Origin of the sequence: Vibrio splendidus (genome assembly GCF_002873455.1) — a bacterium.
Taxonomy (GTDB): Bacteria; Pseudomonadota; Gammaproteobacteria; order Enterobacterales; family Vibrionaceae; genus Vibrio; species Vibrio splendidus_J.
The window spans coordinates 76,849-100,506 of the sequence record NZ_MCUN01000010.1; the positions used below are offsets into that span (position 1 = coordinate 76,849).

A 23,658-nucleotide genomic window follows, 5' to 3' on the forward strand; every position below is an offset into this window, starting at 1 on the left:
GTAGCCATGTCAATGCAGCTTCGCTTCCAAAATCAGAGTTAAGACAGATTTCTATTTATAATAAGGGGTAGTTGTTATAGTATTTGTGTGGTGTAAAAAAACAACCTGAAAACGTTTAAATCTTAAGCAGCAGTCTAAAATTCGAGCTTCTTATAGTATATAGATTGACGTATTTGGTTCTTAACAGGGTACTTATTAAGTGAATCTCGAAAACAAACCAAACCATATAGCCAAAATTGAACTTTTAAATTGGTGTGGAAAAGATAAAATTTCTATTCCATTCAAAGAACGAGTTACGTTTTTGACCGGCATCAACGGTTCTGGCAAGAGTTCGATGCTTAATGTGATTTTTGATAGCCTTGTTGGTAGTCCTAAAGAACACCAAAAACCATCCACATCCAAGCATAGATTCTGGGGATCTAAGCTTATTTTTAACACCAATGTATCAGCTCAAACATTGGTGTTGCCTTATGCTCAGCTTGAAAAGGTTGATAAAGAAGTCGATGAACTGCTAGATGAACAAGACTTTTTTGATTTGGAACTGTTAAAGGCTGTGCAGGCTGTTCATGAAAATGGTGATAACGATGGCTCGGTCAGTTTCATAGACTTTGATATTATGCCTAAAGGAGAGCAATGGCGTAAAACGATCAATCAGGAAAATGAATTTAACGAAGAGATCGAAAGCTATTTAACGTCAAAATCTCTTGGCTTCATTTTTCAAGAAGATCGTAATGCTCTGCACAACTCAGAAGAAATATCATCAGGTAGTGCTTTCTATAGGTATGCCTATAGTAGTTCAATTGATACTAGACTGGCATTTATTCGAGATACGATTCAAGTAAGAGAATCTCAACTAAATAAACGACAAGTTTTAGAATTTAGGAAAGTAAACCAAGACAACACGGTTTCCGACGTAATGAATTCTAGTGAATTTAAATCTATTGCTAATTCACTAAATGAAATAGAAAGTGTTATGGACACTTTGAATCGATACTTCAAAGAGTCGGGGAAATGTATTGTTCGCGATGATGATAACAAAATAACTCTAGGCATTACTTCAAATAATATTGATGAAGAGCCACAGGTAATTTGCTGGCATTTACTTTCTCGTGGAGAAAAAACATTAATATACTTATTCCTTTCTGTATATTTTTATAAAGATCGCGTATTGGCTTTCCTATTGGATGAACCAGAAATATCCTTTCATGTTAATTGGCAAAAGAGTTTAATTAGTGATTTGGCTGAAATTGCACCAAATAACCAATTTATCATTGCCACTCACTCGCCTAGTTTGGTAATGAATGGCTGGTTAGGTAATTGTTTGGATCTTAAAGGAATTTAACATAGCATGAGTGAAGTAATCGCTGGTGCCAGTTTTGGTATCTCTTCAGACTTTATGGAAGCCACGCAGGTTTTTGAACCATCGCAAAAAGTTAGAGTATATGTTGAAGGGCATGAGGATGTTCCCTTTTGGAGAAACCTATTTCTTGAACAATCTGTCGATGTTGAAGTAGTAGCATATGTGTTTTCGGCTGATGCCAATGGTAAAGGTACGATAATTCGCGATATCAGAAACGGAACTCTTGATTTAGGTGAGTTTCTGATAGTAGCACTGGACAGCGATTACGACTATTTAATGGACTTGAATAACGATATTTTTTCTAGTGAATTCGTTTTTCAAACATATGCTTATTCCATCGAGAACTTATTGTGGCACCCAAGACGATTAGACTCCATATGTAAAACTGCCGCGTGTTGCGATCACCTTATTGCAGATAATGACATATGGTATTCGATTTCCTCTTGGTCAAGAAAGCTATACCCTGATTTTATTCGGTTTTTAAAGACTAATCGCACTGAGACGAGCGGTTTACAAGAGATAATAGACTCAATTAAAATCGAAGTTAGTAGTAACTACAGTGATTTAGTCATTGAACCACTTAACCTCGAAGACGAATTACTTGTATCTCTTCAAAACAAAGGGCTAACGAAGGATAATATATTTTTGTTTGTGCGAGGTCACAACATAGAAGAGGTAATGCAAGCTATCTGCCAAAACGTTGTTAATAAAGCCTTTGAAGTTGCTAAAGCTGATTATAAAGATCGTTTCGGCGATAAATCTGGTCAACATATAAGTGAGTTTAAAAAAAGGCAGACACAACCACGTGTATTGGTGAAAGTCGGTAATATTCCTTGCGATACGTGTATGCCAAAAATTAATAATGATATCAACTTATACAAAGATACATACCACTAAATTGTGCTTATCCATCGAAGGGGTTTTATTCCCCTCCTTTAAATTAAAGATGTCACTTAATTATTACAATACTAAATTTAAAAAAACACAAATTGCTAGATAGTTCGAAAATACATTTATTATATAAGCATGCTCTAATTGGCAATAATCAAGAAATGATTTAGCTGCTATCCAGCCTGCAAGAAATTAGAAAAATCAATGACTCACCGACGTCGAAAACAAGTTGATAATCACCACGCCTGCCAGAATCAAAGCAATGCCTATGATCGCGAAGATATCGAGTTTTTGCCCATAGACCAACCAAGACAGAGCTGCGACTAGCACTATCCCAGCCCCACACCAAATCGCATACGCCACACCCAAAGACATGGTTTGCACCGTTAGAGACAACAGATAAAAGGCACAGCCATAGCTAGCCAATACCGCGGCAGTGGCAGGTAGAGAAGTAAACTGCTGCGTTTTAGGTAATAGAGAAGTGGCGACAACTTCAAGCACGATGGCGAATGATAGCATCACTGGAGGTGGGAGAGATAAAAGCATGTTTGAATCTACAACGAGAAAATAGGCGGAAAGCTTACGCCCCATTTGTTTCTAATAAATGTCTTACCTACATAGTTCCTGTTTACAGTGTCCTTAGATTTTCTGAGTAACTAACCCTCCTTTCTGAACCCTTCTGAATACGCCTATTATTACAAATACGTAATAATCATTTTCTATTTAAGGGGATTATCAAAACATGCACTCACACCTATACTAGCTCCAACAAAACGAGAGAGCGGAAACAATTAAGCTCAACTACTCTTAACGGGTTGAAGCTAATTGCACAGTTATCCGCTGTACTGACATATATAGGAAACATCCAATGACAATCGAAATTAAACCTGGTCAAACTCATATCAAATCAAAAGCAATGGTTGCATGGGCAGCTGGCGAACCACTAAAAATGGAAGAAGTAGATGTACAACTTCCTAAAGCGGGTGAGGTTCTAGTTCGCATCGTTGCTACTGGTGTTTGTCACACTGACGCATTCACATTATCAGGTGACGATCCAGAAGGTATCTTCCCTTCAATTCTTGGTCACGAAGGTGGCGGTATCGTTGAGATGATCGGCGAAGGCGTTACAAGTGTTGAGATTGGTGACCACGTTATCCCACTTTACACCGCTGAATGTGGCGAATGTAAGTTCTGTAAATCTGGTAAAACTAACCTATGCCAAGCGGTTCGTGAAACGCAAGGTAAAGGCCTAATGCCAGACGGTACAAGCCGCTTCTCTATCAATGGCGAAACAATTTTCCATTACATGGGTTGCTCTACTTTCTCTGAGTACACTGTACTTCCAGAAATCTCACTAGCGAAAGTAAGCAAAGATGCACCACTTGAAGAAGTTTGTCTTCTAGGTTGTGGCGTAACAACCGGTATGGGCGCAGTGCTAAACACAGCGAAAGTAGAAGAAGGCGATAATGTTGCTGTATTCGGCTTAGGTGGTATTGGTCTTTCTGCAATCATCGGTGCTCGTATGGCTGGTGCGAAAATCATCATTGGTGTTGACATCAACGAGAGCAAATTCGAACTAGCAAAACAACTTGGTGCGACTCACTGCATTAACCCACAGAAATTCGACAAGCCAATCCAAGAAGTGATTGTTGATATGACAGACGGCGGCGTTGAGTACTCTTTCGAGTGTATAGGCAACGTAAACGTGATGCGCCAAGCACTTGAGTGCTGTCACAAAGGTTGGGGCGAATCAGTAATCATTGGTGTTGCGGGTGCAGGTCAAGAGATCTCAACTCGTCCATTCCAACTAGTGACTGGTCGTGTATGGCGTGGTTCTGCTTTCGGTGGTGTTAAAGGCCGCTCTGAGCTTCCAGAAATCGTAAACCGTTACATGGCGGGTGAGTTCGGACTTCAAGAGTTCATCACTCACACAATGGGCCTGCAAGACGTAAACGAAGCATTCGACCTCATGCACAAAGGTGAATCTATCCGCACTGTTCTACACATGGATAAATAATACTCCTTGGTCTCGGCACTTAAGTGTCGAGACCACAGTTCTGACTTAAACATCAGAGCGAAACTGTCTTCACCACCTCCTGCCCGGTAGGTGGTGAAACTTTAATTAACACAGACACGCTATTCCCAAAAACCATCAACCTAACGGAGCACAATAGATGACAATCGAAAACATTAGCCAAGCAAAGGTTGCTGGTGGTTGGCACAAACAATACACCCATTTTTCTACAACGCTTGACTGCAACATGCGTTTTGCGATTTTTTTGCCACCTAACGCAAGCAAAGAAAACCCAGTTCCTGTTTTGTATTGGTTATCAGGCTTAACCTGTACCGATGAAAACTTTATGCAAAAAGCCGGTGCTTTCAAAGCCGCGGCAGAACAAGGCATTGCGATTGTTGCGCCTGATACTAGCCCACGCGGCGAAGGCGTTGCCGACAATGAAAGTTACGATTTAGGCCAAGGTGCTGGTTTCTACGTGAATGCCACTCAAGCACCATGGGACCGCCATTACCGCATGTATGATTACGTGGTAACAGAGCTTCCCGCCTTGATCGAGTCTTTCTTCCCAGTGACTTCTGTGAAATCTATTTCTGGTCACAGCATGGGCGGACATGGCGCGCTGACGATTGGTATCAAGAACCAAGAAAACTACCGTTCTATCTCAGCATTCAGCCCAATCACGAACCCAATGCAATGCCCTTGGGGACAAAAAGCATTCAACCAATATCTAGGTTTAGATATTGAAAAGTGGAAGCACTACGACGCTTCTGAGCTTCTAAAGACCAAAGGTACTAAACTACCAATGTTGGTAGACCAAGGCGAAGCCGATAACTTCTTAATTGAACAGCTTAAGCCTGAACAACTTGTAGAAGCCGCTAAGGTAACTAACGCTGACCTAGAACTACGTATGCAGCCAGGTTACGACCACAGCTACTTCTTCATCTCTAGCTTTATTGATGAGCATATTGAGTTCCACGCAGCTTACCTAAACAAGTAGTCATACCTATTTAGCCCACACCTGGCAAAAGCTTAGGTGTGGGCTTTTTTGTGCCTGTTATTTATTCGCAAGAATATGAACATTGCGTTGTGAGTAGATTGTCATAAGCATGCTGTCTTAATGGAGATTGATGAACAGTGTGTCAATTCGTTCGAACTTACTAACAATTCGAACTTACTAACAAATGGGTGTCGCCTTCACTTATTCATACTCTTACAATCAACAAATCAAACCTGTTACCATAGCGTCTTCAACATCACCTATTTTGAAGGTTGCTATGAAAGCAATTAAGACTCTTTTCTTCCTGATGGTTTTATTGAGCGGTCTATTTACCGCTTGGCTGTTTATCCCGATTCCAGCGACCATGGACAAGCAAACGCTCGACGTTCCATTAACGGAACCGTTCAAGCTTGTGGCGTACCGCAGCAACCCGAATGATGCGAGCAAGCCGCTGACCTACCACTACTATGTGATTTCAGATGTAGTTGGCGTGGACGACATGGACCCGTTCCTAGTTACCACAGACCAGTTCGTGAAGCTTGGTGAATTCGACGAGAACACCTTCAATTTAACGGTTAACGGTAAGATCGAGAGCTACACCAACGATTTATGGGTCAAAAAGGCCGACGGCAAACTGCAGCACTGGTACGTGAGTGTTGATGCGAACTATGTTCGTTAGAATAGACCTAAGATAAGATATATCTTCAGACTGCGCTTTGGCTTCCAAGCGCAGTTTTTGTTTCAAGCGTAATTTTTGTTTCAAGCCGCCCGCTTTAAACTCTCCCTCACTTTTTACCCACCACAGCCGTGCTCTTAAAAACGCTGCAAGCAGAGCAGGTTTTATAAGCCCTTAAGATGTTATAAGCTCCACCTATGCTCGACTCCCTATAAATCAAAAATAATAAAGGATCACCCGTGGAATTTACGCTCGACAAATTTAACGGCATCATCATCGACCCAGCAACAGCCCCTCACGATGCTGACTCATTCAATGCCGAACTTAACCAGATCACCGAATTTTCAAAGCAGAATAACAAAGGCATCATTTGGATTAGTTTACCAATTTCTCTCTCGCACCTTATTCCGGTGGCGACTGAGCTTGGCTTTGTGTTTCACAACTGTCTAGAAGACGAGATTACGCTGATCCACAAATCCGAGATTGTAGAGTTTGTGCCTTTCATCCCTACCCACACCTTGGGTGCAGGTGCATTGATCACCAACGAACACAACCAAGTTCTGATGATTAAAGAGCACGGTATGACAGGCTACAAGTTACCTGGCGGTCATATTGAGTTGGGTGAAGGTATTGAGGAATCGGTTGTTCGTGAAACCTTGGAAGAGACTGGCATCGAAGCCACATTCGTGTCTGTGGTTGGCATGGCGACAAGACACCCGTATCAGTTCGGTAAATCGAACCTCTACTTTATCTGCCATCTTATCGCTCAAACCCAAGAGATTGCGATTCAAGACACCGACGAAATAGCAGAAGCAAAATGGATTGATGTTGAAGAGTATATTAATAACCCCGACAGCTACCCGTTTAACCGTCAATTGGTCGCATCTCTGATAGGAAAACAAGGACTGGAGCTTACTCAGCTAGAAGGAAACTACGGCCCTGTGCACAAGCCAGAGATCTTCTTTTCGAAAAACTAAAACTCTTCCCAAATAAAAAGCGCCCAACTCTAATGAACTGGGCGCTGTAGTTTTACTTCTATTTCTCTTTTTCTATTTATTAAGCCTACTGCGTTGTTAGTTATTCTTTATTTGTAAATATGTTCAAACACTTAGAACTCATCTTTTTTAGAACATATCGGCTTTAGAAAAAGCCCAACGGATTGGTATCGTAGCTAATTAGCAGGTTCTTGGTGTTTTGGTAGTGGTCGAGCATCATCTTATGTGTCTCACGGCCAATGCCCGATTTTTTGTAACCACCAAACGCGGCATGCGCTGGATAAGCATGGTAACAGTTCACCCAAATACGCCCCGCTTCAATGTTGCGCCCCATGCGATACGCTAGGTTTGCATCACGAGTCCACACGCCAGCACCTAAGCCATACTCGGTGTCATTGGCGATCTCTAGCGCTTCTGCTTCATCTTTAAACGTCGTTACCGCGATAACAGGGCCAAAGATCTCTTCTTGGAATACACGCATCTTGTTGTTGCCTTCGAGCATGGTTGGTTGAATATAATAACCATTCCCAAGATCATCGGGTTGTTGCGCAATTTCACCACCTGTTAGCACTTTCGCACCTTCTTGACGACCGATTTCTAGGTAGCTCAAGATCTTATCAAACTGCTCTTTAGAAGCTTGTGCGCCCACCTGAGTATCGGTATCTAACGGGTTACCTTGTTTAATAGTTTGAGCACGCTCGACTACTTTCGCGATGAACTTGTCGTATACCGATTCATGAATCAACACACGTGATGGACAAGTACACACTTCACCTTGGTTGAAGAACGCAAGCAACATGCCTTCGACACACTTATCGAGGTATTCGTCTTCATGGTTAAAGATGTCTGGGAAGTAGATGTTTGGAGACTTACCGCCAAGCTCAACCGTTGATGGAATCAAGCTTTCTGCGGCACATTTCAGGATATGGTGGCCGACTTCTGTTGAGCCAGTAAACGCCAACTTCGCCAAACGATCACTGGTTGCCAACGCTTGACCCGCTTCGCTACCAAAACCATTCACGATGTTGACCACGCCTGCTGGTAGAAGATCGGCGATCTTCTCCATCATCACCAAGATCGACGTTGGTGTTTGCTCGGCGGGTTTCATCACTACACAACATCCTGCTGCCAGTGCCGGTGCTAGTTTCCAAGCCGCCATTAAGATCGGAAAGTTCCAAGGAATGATCTGCCCAACCACGCCAATTGGTTCAGGGAAGTGGTAACTCGCCGTGTTTGAATCGAGCTCTGCTGCGCTGCCTTCTTGCGCACGAATACAACCCGCAAAGTAACGGAAGTGATCGACAACCAAAGGGATATCTGCCGCTAAGGTTTCACGCACAGGCTTGCCATTTTCCCACGTTTCAGCAACCGCTATTTCTTCAAGATTAGCTTCAATTCGGTCGGCAATCTTAAGTAGGATGTTCGATCGTTCAGTCACACTGGTCGCAGCCCAACTAGCACGAGCCGCATGCGCCGCATCCAGTGCCAAGCTAATATCTGCCTCTGTCGAACGTGCCACTTGGCAATACACAAGACCATTTACTGGAGAAATGTTATCAAAATACTCGCCGCTAACAGGCTTCACCCACTCGCCACCGATAAAGTTATCGTATTGCGCTTTAAAATTAACCACTGCGTTATCACTACCCGGCTGTGCGTAAATCATAGTTAGATCCTTCTTAGATTTTTAGTCGTTGCTCATTCGTTATTGAGCTTATGTTGTCGAGCTAGCATGGCGGCTTATCTTGAGAAGAGATCTCGTGAGAAGAAAGCTCGTAAGAAGAGAGCCACCATGTTTATCCTTTCTGTTTAAAACACTGATACTTCGTGTTTTCTTCACAACAGTAACAACGCAAATCACACGCCAGAACTTCAAAACTTGTTGTTAATAAATTGTAAAACTATGATTACCAAACGTTTACAACCCAAAGTGAGTTGGCATTGAACGGACGTCTGGAAAGCACTCCAGTGTTCAACTGTTCCAAATTGGTACACCCTCACTGTTACGACATGGAACAGTCATGCACCTTCAACAAGCAAACACCTCAGATTGGCTTTCGTCTTCTTGGCACCGCAGCACAGAAGCGGGTCTAAAACAGAGACGACTACCCGAAGACATTCGCCTGCCACAATCGATTCTTAAACAGAGACGTCACCAATCTTCGAGCTTAATTCAAATAGTCGAACGTAATGCTCTACCTCTGTTTAATCAGATGTTTGCACGCACCGACAGTCGTTTGATTCTGACCGACATTGAAGGGGTGATTCTGGCGAGTTGGGGACAGGAGCGGTTTAAGGAGAAGTTGACATCAATTGCACTCAGCTCTGGAGCGTGTTGGCAGGAACAACTGAAAGGCACCAACGCGATTGGCACCGCCATCGTTGAAGCGAAACCAGTATCGATCATTGGCGAACAACACTTCATCCACCAGCATCGATTTATCAGTTGCTCAGCAAGCCCTGTGTTCGACCATCAAGGTCAAATGGTTGGGGTGTTAGACATTACCAGTGAACAGCAACAACACGACAGTTCCGTCCAATTGCTGGTGCAAAATATGGTTCAGTTAGTTGAAAACCAGCTACTCAGCCATATCCCACAAGGCACCACTCGAATTGACCTCGCGTGCGACAAGTCGTTATTGCACAGTGGTTGGCAAGGGATTGTGATAGCCAACGAAGCTGGCGAGGTTGTGGCTCACAATCAGGTTGCCTCTCAATTGCTGGATCAAACCTCAATCGTCGGGGCATGCATCGAGACTCTCTTCAACCGAACCTCATTAGATACACCCTTTGTGTTTGAAAAACAGCATCTCAAACGTCAAACAGCAAAACGCACACGTTCACTCTCAGCAGCGTGTGATTTACACCATGGCGAACAACAAATAGAACACGCTTGGCAGCAAGCTAACAAGGTTATCGATAAAGGGATCAGCCTATTAATCTTAGGAGAAACAGGGGTTGGTAAGGGCGAGTTTGTTAAAGCATTACACAAGCAAAGCCAGCGTAAATCGTCGCCGTTAGTGGCGGTCAATTGTGGGGCACTACCGAAAGATCTTATCGAGTCTGAACTGTTTGGCTACGCGCCGGGCGCTTTTACTGGCGCAAGCCACAAAGGTTTCCAAGGTAAGATCCGCCAAGCAGACAAGGGAATTCTGTTTCTCGATGAAATTGCCGACATGCCATTGGAGGCTCAATGTCGATTGCTGCATGTTCTACAAGATAAGTCAGTCGTCCCTGTTGGCTCAAATCAGAGTTACCAAGTCGATTGCCAGATCATCGCCGCGACGCATAAAAACCTAGAACAGTTAGTCGCTACGGGGGAGTTTCGACAAGATCTCTTTTACCGCCTGAATGGCTTGGCCTTTACTCTGCCAAGCTTGCAACACCGACAAGACAAGCACGCCTTAATCGAGCACATTCATCGTAAATACGCCGAAGATGAACAGACAATCTGCCCACATTTGATGAGTTTACTGTGCGCCTATTCTTGGCCGGGCAATATACGTGAATTAGACAACTTACTTAAGGTTGCAGCTCTACTGGCAAGTGATGAAGCACAACTCACACTTGAGCATGTACCCTGCCACCTTGCTCAGCAGCTGACGTCGTTAACGCAAGATCATCAGCATCAACTGACGACTCCTAGTGCCATCAAAGTTACAACAGCGAATACCGATTTAAAAAGCACCGTTGAAGATACCTTGTTACAAACCTATCAAGCCAACCAAGGCAACATCAGCAAGACATCGCGAATACTGGGTATCAGCCGTAATACCATTTATCGAAAGCTGAAAAGTTTAGGCATTCTTCAGTAATAGCCACTGACGATCTTGGCTTGCCATTTCGTTATCAATAAATAAAATTCACTTCCAGTGAGACATTTTGCCCTCTGACTCGTAATGCTTCAAAACGACAGAGGGTTCAAATGCAAACAATCAACATAGTGTGGCTAAAACGAGATCTACGCCTTACCGATCACGCTCCATTACGGCAGGCTTTATCAGAGCAACACCCAACGGTGTTAGTTTACATTTTTGAACCCATGCTGTTAAACGAACCGCACTACTCAGAGCGGCACTGGAGATTTGTTTGGCAATCACTGCAATGCATGAATCAGTCTTTGAGCGATCATGGACATCAAGTATCAATACTTCATGGTAGTGCTATCGACTGCTTCGAAACGCTCCAATCTCGTTACCACATCCAAAATGTATTCTCTCATCAAGAGATAGGCTTAAATTGCACTTTCGAGCGCGACAAGCAACTCTGTGGCTGGTTTAAAGATCACAACATCCATTGGACAGAGTTAGCACAGGGCGCCGTTGTGAGAGGTTCCCAAAACCGAATCGGCTGGGACAAACATTGGAACAGTGTCATGCGCGAACCAATAGCCGAAACCAAGTTGACCACAGAATCACTGCATACTCTAAATGCTGATGAGCTTGGTTTAGCAATAGTCCCCCCAGAAGCGTGGTTGACCAAAAGCAATGGGGTACAAACGGGCGGCAGTACATTGGCATGGGCAACCTTGCATGATTTCTTTCAGCGGCGAGGTCGCGATTACTACCGCAGTATCTCAAGTCCAGAAGCATCGAGACATGCTTGCACTCGCCTGTCCCCGTATTTGGCTTGGGGTAACATCTCACTGCGTGAAGTTTATCAACATCTGTTGGAACACTGGCAAGTAGCAGGGTTTCGTCGCAGCTTGATTGCGCTCTCCTCCAGGCTTCATTGGCACTGTCATTTCATGCAGAAGTTTGAATCGGAATGCGAGATGGAATTTCGTTGCATCAACCACGCCTACGAAGCACTGTTACAGAATGAAACGGTAAAAGATCCGACGCTTCTAGAGGCTTGGAAGCTGGGACTAACGGGCGTGCCATTGGTCGACGCCTGCATGCGCTGTCTGCATCACACAGGATATATCAACTTTCGGATGCGTTCGATGCTGGTGAGCTTTCTCACTCACCATATGAATATGGATTGGCGAGATGGTGTTACTCATTTAGCGCAGCTTTTTCTCGATTTTGAACCCGGCATTCATTACCCACAGTTTCAAATGCAAGCGGGAGTCACTGGGATCAACACAATCAGAATTTATAACCCAACGAAGCAAGCACAAGAGCACGATTCCAATGGTGACTTCATTCGAAAATGGGTTCCAGAACTTTCAGAGGTTCCGACGCCATTGTTGTTTGAGCCTTGGAAGATGACACCAATGGAAGTGATGATGCATGAGTTTGAGCCTAACTCCCCTTACCTCAATCCAGTCATAGATCTCGAAACCAGCGCAAAAGACGCACGGGTGCGTTTATGGTCTTGGCGAAAACTCACCGAGGTAAAACAAGAGCGGAGTCGAATTTTGGCTCGCCATGTCAGGCCGTCGAAGAAACAAAGCAAAGCGACACGAACGAACTAACACAAGTGCTTTCCAAACTTAAACACTTATAGAATGAGAAGGGCTTCAGAATGTTAAATAAAATTAATTGTGATACTGATCACGTAATGAGTAATCAGTACACGGTCACAGCTAGAGATGCAAAAGTCCGGCCTTGATAAAAAATCAAACTCGCCAAAGCGATCCAAAAACCAATAAATACAGATGGTTAGTAAGGGCTTGATGTTGATTTATATTTCCCTCTAAACGTAGCGTTCAAAGCCATAACTGCACATTATGTAATCTTGTTTATAATTTTGATCACCCTATTCTTTTTGTGTTCATTATTTTGAATTTTCCATTCACGTATCTTGTTTAAAATCTCTGGGAAACTACCACTATCTGGTTACAGGGATCATATGTTTAACAGTATACGTACGCGAATTGCGGTGAGTGCAGGTGGAGCAATGGCTTTCACTCTGTTGATCGCAATGGGCATGACCACCAGCGCATTTACCGATGTGAACAAACAAGTCACTGAAAAAGTAAAGACACAGCTGACAGATGCCACAACGACAGATTTGCAAAACACAGCCATTCAACAAGGTTTGAACATTGCCAACCAACTTGACCCTGTACTAGCAAACCTCAAGCAAGCACGCTCCATCATAGAGTTAAGTTCAGAAACCAACGCAAGCGCAGACCTTATCGTTAAACAGTTTACTGCTGCCTTGGAAGCTCAAAACAAAGCTGTATTTGCGGGCTACATGGTTTGGGAGAACAAGACTTGGCCACAACAAACCGATCTAAATGGCGAGCTCGGCTTGGACACCAAATTAGGTTTTAACAGTCAGGGCTATCTTGCGCCTTTCTTCTCTCCAAATGATCAGAACAGCTTTGACGCCGTCGCAATGGAGAGCTTCAGCAATACCGAACTCAACAGCAACGGTGAGCGCAAAGACGACTGGCACTTAATGCCATATCAAACCGGTAAGACATTTGTGATGGAACCCTATTTTTATCCAGTTCGCGGTAAGCAAGAGCTCATCACCACCATCAGCCAACCCATCAAACAAGACGGAAAAATCATTGGCTCAATTGGCTTTGATTTGTCTTTGTTCGAGCTTCAAAGCCAAAGTGAATTGCTTGCACGTAACTTGTTTGATGGCGAAGGAAAAATCCTTATCACATCATGGAAAGGCATCACTCTCGCCAACAGCCGAGCTGGAAACATGGTGGGTAAAAGAGTCTCTTCTGAATTGGAATCGGAATGGTCGACAATTCAATCTATCGCTAAGCGAGAAGGGGCTGGTCTTATTAATTTCGGCGGCGATGAGTACGCAATAACAGCCATTGATACGAGTGACGCCCCATGGGTAGTCATGGTGTCGGTTCCCAGTAGTCACCTTACAAAAAGCGTCGACGGTTACACGCAATGGAGTGATGCTCAGAATTCAAAAGCACTTGAAAAAGGTGTGTGGGCGGGGATCATCGCAGCTATTCTAGGTATTGCCTCAATGGCATTCATTGCCAATTCTCTGGGCAAGGTTCTAAACAACTTAGTGGAGCGCTTTAAAGATGCAGCACAAGGCGAAGGTGACTTAACTTACCGCATTAAAGTGAAAGGAAAAGATGAAACCGCTCAGCTTGCACACTGGTTCAATACTTTCCTATCTCGTATGCAAGAGATGCTACTTACCGTGATGGTAACGGCCGATCAAGTCGATAAGAACGCAACAGAAGGCCAAGCTCGTGCCGAAGTTTCACGTGACCAGTTGAATTCTCAGGTTAACGAGGTGAACTCACTTGCCACCGCGATCAATGAAATGAGTGCAACTGCTCAAGAAGTAGCAAGTTCAGCCGTTCAAGCAGCCGCGGCAGCAAGCCAAGTACAAAGCAACAGCCTTAATGGCATGACTCGTATGGACAATGCCGCAAGCGCAGTAGATAGCTTGGCTGTTCAGGTCAATGACGCACAGCAACAAACGCAAAACTTGGTGGATTCAAGTACCGCTATTCAGGGTATCTTGAGCGAGATTGGTGGCATTGCAGAACAAACCAACCTACTTGCGCTTAACGCGGCGATTGAGGCCGCACGTGCGGGTGAAGCCGGACGAGGTTTTGCAGTGGTTGCTGATGAAGTACGTAACCTCGCAAATCGCACTCAAGGTTCGACAGAAGAGATTCGCTCGATGTTAGCTCGCCTAGAGCAAGAAACTCAATCTATCGTGATATTGATGGAGCAAAGCCAGAAGCAAGCGAATGACACCAAAGGGGAAACCCAAGCAGCACATCTGGCCTTGTCGGAAATCAACCAAGCGATTGAAGTGATTAACGACATGAACAATCAGATTGCTTCCGCTGCTGAAGAGCAAAGCTCAGTATCAGAAGAGATTAACCGTAATGTAGTGACCATCAATGACACCGCAATGGAAGTGATGGACACCATGACATCATCAGTAGCAATCAGTAATGAACTGACCGTAAAAGCTGGAGATTTACACGGAGAATTGAGTAAGTTTAAGCTCTCTTAACTCACGTTCAGTCTTCCATAAAAATAAGGCCGAGAAACGCAGTGTTTTCGGCCTATCTATTTTAGTTCCACACTCAACATTACCCTTTCCGAGCAAAAATCTAATTGGAATCCAACTCGACAAGTTGATTGAGCACTTCTTTGTCTAACACCGGGTGATGTTTGCTCGCTAAGATCAATACAATATCTACCGAAGGCAGTGGTGGCATATCATCAAGTATTTTCAAATCCGGAGTCACGCTGAGTTTACCCATCGCACCAATAGCTAAACCTGCTTTGACGATGGCGCGCTGCGCTGACGCCGTATTGCTGCATGCCAACAACTGATAAGGCGTACCCTGCTTAGTTAAACCATTCACTGCTGCAGCGTGATATTTACAGTCCGTTTGAAACAAGGCTAATGGAATAGGTTTAGAATCATCAAACACATAATCAGGGCTGCTTATCCAAACTCCAACATCATGAGTTAGCCAATATCCCTCTTCACTGTCGGGCGCTCGGGTGACAATCGCCGCATCGAGTCTGCCATCATCCAACCACTCTCTCAGCGTAACGCTGGGCAGGCTGAATATTTGGATTGAGCACGTTGGTTCCGCTTGTTGTAACAGACCAATGACTTTCGGCAGAATAGTATCGTTATAATCTTCTGGGCAACCAAGTCGCAAAGGTTGTTTATCCCCATATCGCTTTACCTGCTTCAGGGCCGAATTGTGAAGGGCGACCAACTGTTCTGCATGAGAGCGTAGCGCTAAGCCTGCTTCAGTGAGTATTAAGTTGCGTCCTTCTTTTTGGAAAAGAGTCACGTTGAGTTCTTCTTCCAACTTACGCATCTGAGCACTGAATGCCGATTGGGTGCGATTTATCTGCTTCGCCGCACGCGTGAAGCTACTGGTTTCTACGAACGCGAGAAAGCCTCGCAAAGCATCAATGTCCATATTGAAATCACCACCCATCGTTTTTATTAATGTATTGCATCAAAATTATCCGTTAGTGCGCCGCAACACAATCCCCTAAGCTCAAATGCATGCCCCTAAGCTCAAAAGCATACTCACTAAACGCAAGGAAGCCCCTATGCAGCTTTATATTGGAAACCAGAACTACTCAACTTGGTCACTGCGCGCATGGCTGATATTCGACAACTACAACCTAAATGCAGAAGTCATCAAGCTCAAGCTTTTCACCTCTGATTTCTATGACACTCTGGCTAAAGTGACACCAACGGCTAAGGTTCCAACCCTAGTTGATGGTGACGTCGCGGTATGGGATTCCTTGGCCATTCTCGAATACGTTAACGACGCTCACTTGAACGGCGCAGCATGGCCCAGTTCAGTGAAAGAACGCGCCCATGCCCGAGCAATTTCCGCAGAAATGCACTCTGGATTTTTTGCCGTCAGAAATGAAATGCCGATGAACTGCCGCGCACAACGAAAGCTCACACTCAGTGAAGACGCCTTGAAAGACATCGCTCGTATCGATGCCATTTGGTCGACGCAGATGGAACAATACCCTGAAGGGTGGTTATTTGGTGAATGGTCGATTGCCGACGCGATGTTTGCACCTGTGGCTTTACGTGTAGAAACCTATGGAATACAACTTTCCGAAAAGGCATCACAGTATCAACAACGCGTGCTCAACAGCCCATCAATACAAAAATGGTTGGCAGAGGCAAGCTTAGAAACCGATGTGGTTGAAGAGGACGAGGCAGGCGAGACTGTATAAATAGTTAGCAATGAGTCTCGATAAGGGCATCGAGACTCATTCATTATTAGATGATTAGAAAGCGATTTCCTTACCGGCTATTCTTCAGCAACGCTGTCTTGATGATCATTCGGCTCAAACTCCAAAATATCACCAGGTTGGCACTCTAAAACTTCACACAGCTTATCGAGTGTCGATAGCCTTACCGCTTTGGCTTTACCATTTTTTAAGATGGATAAGTTGGCTTCTGTAATCCCAACCTCTTTTGCCAATGTCTTTAGTCGCATTTTTCGTTTGGCCATCACAATGTCTAAATTAATGCGGATAGTCATGACAAGTCCTTCAAATCGTTTGGCTGTGTTCGTCAGCCAGAATATAACCTTCTTTCATCACCCATGAGATGATCAAAATAATTATACCCAATATCAGTGTCAAAAAGTCCATACCGACAAAACTAATTGCAAATACGCGTTCACCTGGCGGGTTATTAAACGACAAGACGACAGACATAAGTGCGCCATAGATAACAGACCCCAATACCCAATAAAACAGGCTATATCCGAGCTTCTGGTAGGACATTGCGTTTTCTAAAGAGAATATTTCGCCTCGTTCATAGTTGCGGAATAAACGAATCAGAACCGTTAGTGCATACATAAGGATGCTAAACATCACCAAGCTTGTGAACATTGCGATGATTCTTGTTGTCATAGTGAGTGATGAGGTTGTGAAGTTTTCCATCTCGAGAGAAAACTGAATAATGCCCATCTCACTAAGAAAGTCATAGGGTGTTTGAACGGTTAGCCAGAAGTAGCACACCATGATCGGAGTGAGTGCAAGAAAAGACTGCAGTAGCATTCGCACACGGCGGCTTTGTTTTTGAATGTTAGACATACTTATATTCCTGTTAAGTTGACGGAGAGATACTAAGATCAAAACAAATGATGATCAACAAAAAATTATCGATAAACGATAATTAAATATCAATTTTAGATTCAACTGACTAAGCCAATCGAGCCTGAGTACTGCCAAAAAAATAAGATAGACAACCTCTGGATTCTAAAACTTCAACCTAAAAGTCCATTTTCATAAGACTTCCATTTACTTCCTAATAATTTGATCGATTGTGATCGCCTAATCACAATGCGCAGACCTGATTGTTTATATTCAACTAAATTCAAATCATTAAGATAAACATCATGTTACGAGCAACGATCGCATTACTCAGCGTGACCAGTTTCGCTGTATCTGCCAATGTCACCCTTCCCTCTGGAGAAGACTGGATCAATCATGCTTCTGAAGGGCTGGCACCTTACTGGCTAATGCCTAGTGCTCAGGGAGAACCGATAGGCAACTACCCTACGTTTCGTTGTGATGATGGTACCTTGCTCGATGTTTCTGATGTGTGTCCTGAATTAGACAGAGGCTGGATCACTCCTCACTTCGGCAAAGAGTTTACGCGCATGAAATCACGTCAAACTTATGCCTATGGCGTGCTCTACCATCTTACCGGCGACAAACAGGCTTTAGCGCTTGCCAAACAAGGCGCCTACTACCTCATTGATCAGCTAGAAGATAAGCAAAATGGTGGCTTTATTGGCTACACAAAAGAGGGGAAAGCAGGTCAGAATTGGCAGCAACGTACCTCTCAAGATCAAGCGTATGCGCTGGTTGGACTCGCGATGTATTACTACCTGACGCAAGACAAAAAGGTAGAAGAAGCACTCATCGCCCAACAAGCTTTTATCTTTGATAAATATCGACTTAGCGACAACAGTGGTCTTGCTTGGGTACTTGCTGACGGTGAAGATGGCAGTGCAAAACGACGTGAATTGGTCGCGCAACTTGATCAAATTAACGGTTACATACTGTTAGTCGCCCCTTTGCTGAAAGAGCCCACCAAATCAAAATGGCTTGATGACCTGAATTGGCTCACACAAACCATGGTTGATCACTATCATTCTGAAGATGAACAACGCTTCTACGGGGCTATTCACGACAAAGCAGCGATGATGCCGAATGCCAATCACAATGATTTTGGGCACACCATCAAAGCGTATTGGATGACCTATCTAACAGGCCATGCATTAGAAAATTCCGATTGGTCGGAATTTGGTTTAGATGGTATGAAACACACTCTGGGTCAGGCGCAATACCAGAAAGATTTCGTCAGCGTATCTCAATATTTTGGCGAGGAACTTCAGAATGCGTGGAAAGGACAAGAGATTACTGGCTGGCAAAGTAGGCCAAATACTAATTGGGCGTCATCATGGGAATGGGCAGAGCTCGATCAAGCAGCCATGACGGTATCGCTTGTTGATGGCTCGATGAAAGAAGTACTGCAATACACCCTACCGACCTTTCATGATGTGTGGGTTGACCATAAGTATGGCGGCGTAGGGCTTGAACCTAAACGTACCAAGGCTTTCCATTGGGGCAATGGCTATCACCAATTTGAACATGCACTGATTGGCTATTTATACGCTCAGCAAGTTGACGCTAAACCGGCCGTATTGCATTACGCAAGGCCAACCAACAGCAAGATGCCAATGGAACCTTACTACTATCAAGGGGACGTGGTTAAGTTAGAAAATCAGAGCGATGGAACGCAGAAAGTCAGTTTCAATAACATTCGACCTTAGCGTCTGATATTCACTCGTCGATACTTTTAGCAAAGGTTTCCCGTTAAGACGGAAGAGAGAAGTCACTAGTCGTTAGTAAAGCCTGAGAAGAAAAGATGCTTTTCAGGCTTTTGAAACAAAGTTAAACAACATTTATTGGTAAGGTTTGAAATGACTTTATGAATTAAATCTCACGAGCAAGCAAACCTTAAGCGCTCTCAAATGAGAAAGCATAAGACATCACGAAATTACTTCTTACTATTCTGCTCAACCAGCTTTTCATTCCACGCTTCGTTGCCGTCTCGCTTACTGACATCATACTCAGAGCAGAACTGCGATATGGTCATGTTGTTATCGCCAGTTGCGAGCTTTAACGCCAACTGAACTTGTTGAAGTTTGCTTTGCAGACGAAGGTTTTGACCTGCCTTTGGGCTTTTTTCTTTGGCGAACTTTAAAGCAGCATGTTTACGCTCAGCAGCCCCCGCTCGGCGATCCGCTTCTGATAATAGATATTTTAGCTGCGCGACACTTTTCCCTTTTTTGAAAGCAGGTTCAAGCAGTTCAACACACTCATCAAATGATGGATTTATAACATACGGATCAATTTTGTGCGCTTGTTGGCGCATCCACTCTAGCGCGAGCTTTTCATCTGACATTTTGCGATCTTTACCAATAAAACAGCCGTACATGGTATCGCTCAATAGCAAACCGCTGCAATAAAAAATTGAGCAAGTTTTGCCTTTTTAACGAGTACTTGTCGTCAGGTATCAATAACGACAAATCAGACAGCTTCCCCAACCCCGCGACAAATAGCCAAACTTGACGCTATTGATACCTCTTTCGGACTTTTTAACGCATCACAAACAGCTCTTCGTGATAATTCTGATCTACATTGAACTTGCACGCATCGAGTTCTTTTTTAAGCGATGTTGAGAACCGCTCTGGCCCGCAGAAATACAGCTCATAATCGTTTAAATCACCACACTGTTGAGCGATGCGTTCAGCGTTTAATCGCGGTGAGTGCAAGGTATCTATTACGTTCAGCTTCACACCAACTTGATGTGCAAGGTGCCATAATTCATCGACTAAATGCTCATCGACACCACGGGTACAATAAAACAACTCAATGCGAGGGTGAGTCTTCTCTGTTTTGAGCGCTTCAAGCGTTGCAAAAAACGACGCTATTCCGACACCACCCGCAATCCAAATTTGTGGCTTGTTTAGGTCAAACTCAAGTCGACCATAAGGCCCTTCCACCGTAACCGCATCGCCCGCCTTTACTCGCTCAACTAACCCATTAGTAAAGTCACCCAATTCTTTAATCAAGAAGCGCAGTTCTGAGTCTTCGCTACCTGACACAATGGTAAACGGGTGCGGGTCTTCATTGCCGAAGCGCAAGTACGCAAACTGCCCTGCTTTATGGCCTCGCCAAGATGTATCGGGCTTTAACACTAACTCCATCACTTCTGCTTTTGGAAAGTAGCGAGTGGACACAACAGAAGTAGAATGCCGATTACGACGCCCGACAAAACCCAACAAACTGTAAATCGCTGCGATAGATCCAACCAAAGCGAAGGCCACCGTTAGGTAATAAATAGGCTGGCCCCAATAAGCATGTTTGAGCAGTAATACCGAGTGAAACGCGATCAACAGATACGCGACAGACATCAGGCGATGCGACAATTTAAACGGTTTGTATTTCACTGCCGCCCACAACGACGCCACCAGTAAAACGAGTAATAAGTAAAAACCCCATTCTCCAATGTTTTCAGCAAAACCGTGTAGTCCATTGACCCACGCTTCCCAACCAGACAAAGTTCTTGCCGGGCCTGAACCATCATGACGAACAGGTTTAGCCAACACTCCAGACGTCACTAGCCACTTAGGGATCTGGTACCACAACCAATGTGTTACACCCAATGCGACACCACCGATGCCCAACCATTTGTGGACGCGATACGCCTTATCCATACCATTGAGCCAATTCTCAACTATAGGTAAACGCATCGCCAAGATCATGGTAATGGACATTAACATCAGAGACAAAATACCCGAATACTGAATCATAGCGGATCGCCATTCAAATACGTTGTGCGAAGCGAAGAGCTGCGGTTCCATCGCAAACCAAAAGGCTGACATTATGGCAATCATTGCCCAGATGATATTGCGGGCTGTTTTCATTTTTTAACACTCATAAAGACGACATCATTACTTTAGCTTGCGTGATGTAAAGGGACGTCAACATGCGTAAATCTATGCAAAGGCTCGCGTCCGTTGGCTGTAGCAGAGATAAAAGAGACGGGCAGCCCACGACCAAACTAAGCACTTTGCTGATCGATAGAGGATGCTTCTGCGTAAATATAGTTTGGTTAGTGAACAAGTCGTCGAAAACAAAAATGAGAAGAAGAGAAGATATGAAGGAAATGACCCTTTCAAAGCAAGATATCCAAACAATGGAGCAGCGTGAGCGCGCTCGTTTAATTAATTCTTTGTCGGGATTTAAAAGCGCAAATCTTATTGGCACCTGCGATAAACAAGGGCTAGAAAATCTTGCTGTGGTGAGTTCTGTGGTTCACCTAGGATCAAATCCACCTTTGTTTGGCTTCATTGTTCGGCCAACCGAAAGTCGTCGAGATACTTTGGACAATATTCTCGAAACCAAGCATTTCACGATCAACAGTGTTGGAGCCGACTTCGTACAAAAAGCACATCAAACGTCAGCACGTTATCCAAAATCGGTATCCGAATTCGATGCAGTCGAACTCACACCCTATTATAAAGATGATTTTCCCGCACCTTTTGTGTTAGAAAGCACTCTAAAAATAGGCTTAGCCTTTAAAGAAAAAATCACAATAGAAAGCAATCAAACGCAAATGTTGATTGGCGAAGTCATGACGATTCAAGCACCCAAACGAGCCGTGATGCCGGATGGCTATCTCGATTTAGAAGCGTTAGATTTAGTCACGATTTCAGGACTAGACAGCTACCACGTGACTCAAAGGCTTCATCGATTAAGCTATGCCAAGCCAAACAAGTCTCTGTTCCCACTGACTCGTGAAGGAAGCCCAACGTCATGGGAAGCTCGTGAGTTCAATTTCAGTTAATTTTATTCGGCAATTCGCGGTCAAAAATGCTAACTTTTGTTCGTTCGTAAAAATACGGTTTTTAAAAATATCGACCATAAAAATACGGCTAATAACAATGTGCTTTAAAGGAATCCCTCCCTTTAAAGGCATAATCCCACCTCCACTTTATGTCTTTCTCTAAGGATCCCTTTGAAGTTAACCCACTTTAAATACAAGACTCGCAAAGGCCCAGACTACCGACATGGCGATCAGGTGTCTTTTATGGACATCAAACAGACCTTTGGTATGGGCAGTATTCGTGTGGGCGCTTGGGTAACAAAAGAAGAGAAAGAGTTGGCTGCCAATCTGATATTCGATTCGTTAGCAGACTTGGCTTACATCTTGGCGTTGCCACCAGAAGCAATTGGCCTTCGCGGCACATTAGGCCTGGCGTTTGGCAGTGGTGGCAGAAAAGGCGTACAAGCACACTACGCACCGAACCAACGAGAATTAGCCCTCGCCAAGAACGCTGGCGCCGGTGCGCTCGCTCACGAGTTTTGGCATGCGTTTGACCACTATATCGCAGAGAAAGCATTTGAGATTGGTGACACCTCCGGCCCTCGCAAGCAAATCTTGTTCGCCAGTGATTGTTGGCTTCACGATAGAAAAGTACGACCTCATCCATTAAACGAAAGTTTGATGTCACTGTTCGATGCCACACTACTCAGCGACAATAACCTGGATAAACACGATTACGTTGCACGTAGTGTTATTGCCGACAAAGCAATGTCTGCCCGGTATTTCTCGTTACCAACAGAGATGATGGCTCGTGCCTTTGAAGCTACGATTGAATCCTGCTCAGATATCGAGAATTCTTACTTAGTCGATGGCACGACCAAACCGGATATGTTCCCTCTCTATCCAGACCTCACGCATCGCAAAGAGATTTATCAAGCGCTGCAAGGTTATTTCGCGCCGTTGGGTCGATCTTTGAGTAAATAAGGCTTAGGGACAGCACATGACCAAAGGTTCAAAAGCGTTTATAGTCGTAAACTACAAATTTCAACATCCATGATTTAGAGGCAATAATGATCAGTTGGCCATCTTTGGTAAAACTCGACGGTGATGATGAACTTATTTACGTCGCATCCGAGAACGATTTTCAGGCAGAATGCTCAGACATGATCTTAGGCGAAGATGATTATCTCATCGATTCAGAGGGCGACAGCTATTCGCTTCAATCGAGTTCAAACCAACTGTCTCTAGCGAAACGAGCAGACCAGTATTCGGTTGAAAGCGTGACCAAACTGATTCGAAATCACGAGTTCCAGAAAGCCGAAGTATGCCTGATGAAGATCCACTTCCTAACGATCGAAGAAGCGATTCAGTCTTTGGCTTTTGAGGCTCGCTAATACTGCTTAAGAGCTCGTA

21 protein-coding genes are annotated in these 23,658 nt (G+C 44.2%); 14 read left to right on the forward strand and 7 right to left on the reverse strand.

The annotated features are described in order from the left end of the window. Nucleotides 1–199 precede the first annotated feature (199 nt). Together BCU75_RS09425 and BCU75_RS09430 are read left to right on the forward strand one after the other, a co-directional pair. Nucleotides 200–1,342 (forward strand): AAA family ATPase, encoded by a 1,143-nt coding sequence (locus BCU75_RS09425; RefSeq protein ID WP_102473661.1) that lies wholly within the window; start codon nucleotides 200–202, stop codon nucleotides 1,340–1,342. A 6-nt stretch (nucleotides 1,343–1,348) separates the two neighbouring features. Beyond that, nucleotides 1,349–2,257 (forward strand): DUF4435 domain-containing protein, encoded by a 909-nt coding sequence (locus tag BCU75_RS09430; protein WP_102473662.1) that lies wholly within the window; start codon nucleotides 1,349–1,351, stop codon nucleotides 2,255–2,257. A 195-nt stretch (nucleotides 2,258–2,452) separates the two neighbouring features. Here BCU75_RS09430 and BCU75_RS09435 read toward each other — a convergent pair whose 3' ends face one another. Next, entirely contained in the window at nucleotides 2,453–2,797 is a 345-nt protein-coding gene (locus tag BCU75_RS09435; RefSeq protein ID WP_102473942.1) for a DMT family transporter, read from the reverse strand. Nucleotides 2,798–3,119: 322 nt separating this feature from the next. Between BCU75_RS09435 and BCU75_RS09440 the strand changes: the two genes are divergently transcribed. The 4 genes from BCU75_RS09440 (at nucleotide 3,120) to BCU75_RS09455 (ending at nucleotide 6,918) form a co-directional block, all read left to right on the forward strand. Continuing rightward, entirely contained in the window at nucleotides 3,120–4,268 is a 1,149-nt protein-coding gene (locus BCU75_RS09440; RefSeq protein ID WP_102473663.1) for an S-(hydroxymethyl)glutathione dehydrogenase/class III alcohol dehydrogenase, read from the forward strand. A gap of 157 nt (nucleotides 4,269–4,425) precedes the next feature. Further along, nucleotides 4,426–5,265 (forward strand): S-formylglutathione hydrolase, encoded by an 840-nt coding sequence (gene fghA, locus BCU75_RS09445; RefSeq protein ID WP_102473664.1) that lies wholly within the window; start codon nucleotides 4,426–4,428, stop codon nucleotides 5,263–5,265. Nucleotides 5,266–5,542: 277 nt separating this feature from the next. Beyond that, nucleotides 5,543–5,944 (forward strand): hypothetical protein, encoded by a 402-nt coding sequence (locus BCU75_RS09450; RefSeq protein ID WP_102473943.1) that lies wholly within the window; start codon nucleotides 5,543–5,545, stop codon nucleotides 5,942–5,944. Between the two features lie 236 nt (nucleotides 5,945–6,180). After that, nucleotides 6,181–6,918, forward strand: coding sequence for an NUDIX domain-containing protein (locus tag BCU75_RS09455; RefSeq protein ID WP_102473665.1), 738 nt, complete (start codon nucleotides 6,181–6,183; stop codon nucleotides 6,916–6,918). A gap of 163 nt (nucleotides 6,919–7,081) precedes the next feature. Here the strand turns inward: BCU75_RS09455 and exaC are convergent, their stop codons facing one another. Next, nucleotides 7,082–8,602 carry an acetaldehyde dehydrogenase ExaC gene (gene exaC, locus BCU75_RS09460; protein WP_102473666.1) on the reverse strand — a complete coding sequence of 507 codons (1,521 nt, stop codon included), beginning with the start codon at nucleotides 8,600–8,602 and terminating at the stop codon, nucleotides 7,082–7,084. A 355-nt stretch (nucleotides 8,603–8,957) separates the two neighbouring features. On the opposite strand from exaC, the gene BCU75_RS09465 reads away from it, so the two are divergent. The 3 genes from BCU75_RS09465 to BCU75_RS09475 all read left to right on the forward strand — a co-directional run bounded on the left by BCU75_RS09465 (nucleotide 8,958) and on the right by BCU75_RS09475 (nucleotide 14,847). Next, a complete protein-coding gene (locus BCU75_RS09465; protein WP_102473667.1) occupies nucleotides 8,958–10,751 on the forward strand; it encodes a sigma-54-dependent Fis family transcriptional regulator in 1,794 nt (597 codons plus the stop codon). 110 nt (nucleotides 10,752–10,861) lie between these two features. Then, complete coding sequence (locus BCU75_RS09470) at nucleotides 10,862–12,355, forward strand: cryptochrome/deoxyribodipyrimidine photo-lyase family protein (RefSeq protein ID WP_102473668.1); 1,494 nt, start codon at nucleotides 10,862–10,864, stop codon at nucleotides 12,353–12,355. A 377-nt stretch (nucleotides 12,356–12,732) separates the two neighbouring features. Further along, a complete protein-coding gene (locus tag BCU75_RS09475; RefSeq protein ID WP_102473669.1) occupies nucleotides 12,733–14,847 on the forward strand; it encodes a methyl-accepting chemotaxis protein in 2,115 nt (704 codons plus the stop codon). 100 nt (nucleotides 14,848–14,947) lie between these two features. Here BCU75_RS09475 and BCU75_RS09480 read toward each other — a convergent pair whose 3' ends face one another. Next, entirely contained in the window at nucleotides 14,948–15,799 is an 852-nt protein-coding gene (locus tag BCU75_RS09480; RefSeq protein WP_102473670.1) for a LysR family transcriptional regulator, read from the reverse strand. A gap of 118 nt (nucleotides 15,800–15,917) precedes the next feature. Between BCU75_RS09480 and BCU75_RS09485 the strand changes: the two genes are divergently transcribed. Continuing rightward, a complete protein-coding gene (locus BCU75_RS09485; RefSeq protein WP_102473671.1) occupies nucleotides 15,918–16,565 on the forward strand; it encodes a glutathione S-transferase family protein in 648 nt (215 codons plus the stop codon). Between the two features lie 77 nt (nucleotides 16,566–16,642). Here the strand turns inward: BCU75_RS09485 and BCU75_RS09490 are convergent, their stop codons facing one another. Further along, on the reverse strand, nucleotides 16,643–16,876 hold the full coding sequence (locus tag BCU75_RS09490; protein ID WP_102473672.1) for a helix-turn-helix domain-containing protein: 234 nt from the start codon (nucleotides 16,874–16,876) through the stop codon (nucleotides 16,643–16,645). A 10-nt stretch (nucleotides 16,877–16,886) separates the two neighbouring features. Then, a complete protein-coding gene (locus BCU75_RS09495) occupies nucleotides 16,887–17,435 on the reverse strand; it encodes a DUF2975 domain-containing protein (protein ID WP_076675148.1) in 549 nt (182 codons plus the stop codon). A 305-nt stretch (nucleotides 17,436–17,740) separates the two neighbouring features. On the opposite strand from BCU75_RS09495, the gene BCU75_RS09500 reads away from it, so the two are divergent. Beyond that, nucleotides 17,741–19,183 carry an N-acylglucosamine 2-epimerase gene (locus tag BCU75_RS09500; RefSeq protein ID WP_102473673.1) on the forward strand — a complete coding sequence of 481 codons (1,443 nt, stop codon included), beginning with the start codon at nucleotides 17,741–17,743 and terminating at the stop codon, nucleotides 19,181–19,183. Nucleotides 19,184–19,410: 227 nt separating this feature from the next. On the opposite strand, the gene BCU75_RS09505 is transcribed toward BCU75_RS09500, so the two are convergent. After that, nucleotides 19,411–19,818, reverse strand: a complete 408-nt coding sequence (locus tag BCU75_RS09505; protein WP_076675359.1) for a hypothetical protein — start codon at nucleotides 19,816–19,818, stop codon at nucleotides 19,411–19,413. A gap of 193 nt (nucleotides 19,819–20,011) precedes the next feature. After that, nucleotides 20,012–21,343 (reverse strand): ferredoxin reductase family protein, encoded by a 1,332-nt coding sequence (locus BCU75_RS09510; protein WP_102473674.1) that lies wholly within the window; start codon nucleotides 21,341–21,343, stop codon nucleotides 20,012–20,014. A 233-nt stretch (nucleotides 21,344–21,576) separates the two neighbouring features. Here BCU75_RS09510 and BCU75_RS09515 point away from each other — a divergent pair, with 233 nt between their 5' ends. The 3 genes from BCU75_RS09515 to BCU75_RS09525 all read left to right on the forward strand — a co-directional run bounded on the left by BCU75_RS09515 (nucleotide 21,577) and on the right by BCU75_RS09525 (nucleotide 23,639). Continuing rightward, nucleotides 21,577–22,266, forward strand: a complete 690-nt coding sequence (locus BCU75_RS09515; protein ID WP_102473675.1) for a flavin reductase family protein — start codon at nucleotides 21,577–21,579, stop codon at nucleotides 22,264–22,266. A 171-nt stretch (nucleotides 22,267–22,437) separates the two neighbouring features. Further along, nucleotides 22,438–23,229 carry a CLCA_X family protein gene (locus tag BCU75_RS09520; RefSeq protein ID WP_102473676.1) on the forward strand — a complete coding sequence of 264 codons (792 nt, stop codon included), beginning with the start codon at nucleotides 22,438–22,440 and terminating at the stop codon, nucleotides 23,227–23,229. An 86-nt stretch (nucleotides 23,230–23,315) separates the two neighbouring features. Then, nucleotides 23,316–23,639 (forward strand): DUF4144 domain-containing protein, encoded by a 324-nt coding sequence (locus tag BCU75_RS09525; protein ID WP_102473677.1) that lies wholly within the window; start codon nucleotides 23,316–23,318, stop codon nucleotides 23,637–23,639. The last annotated feature ends 19 nt before the right edge of the window (nucleotides 23,640–23,658 follow it).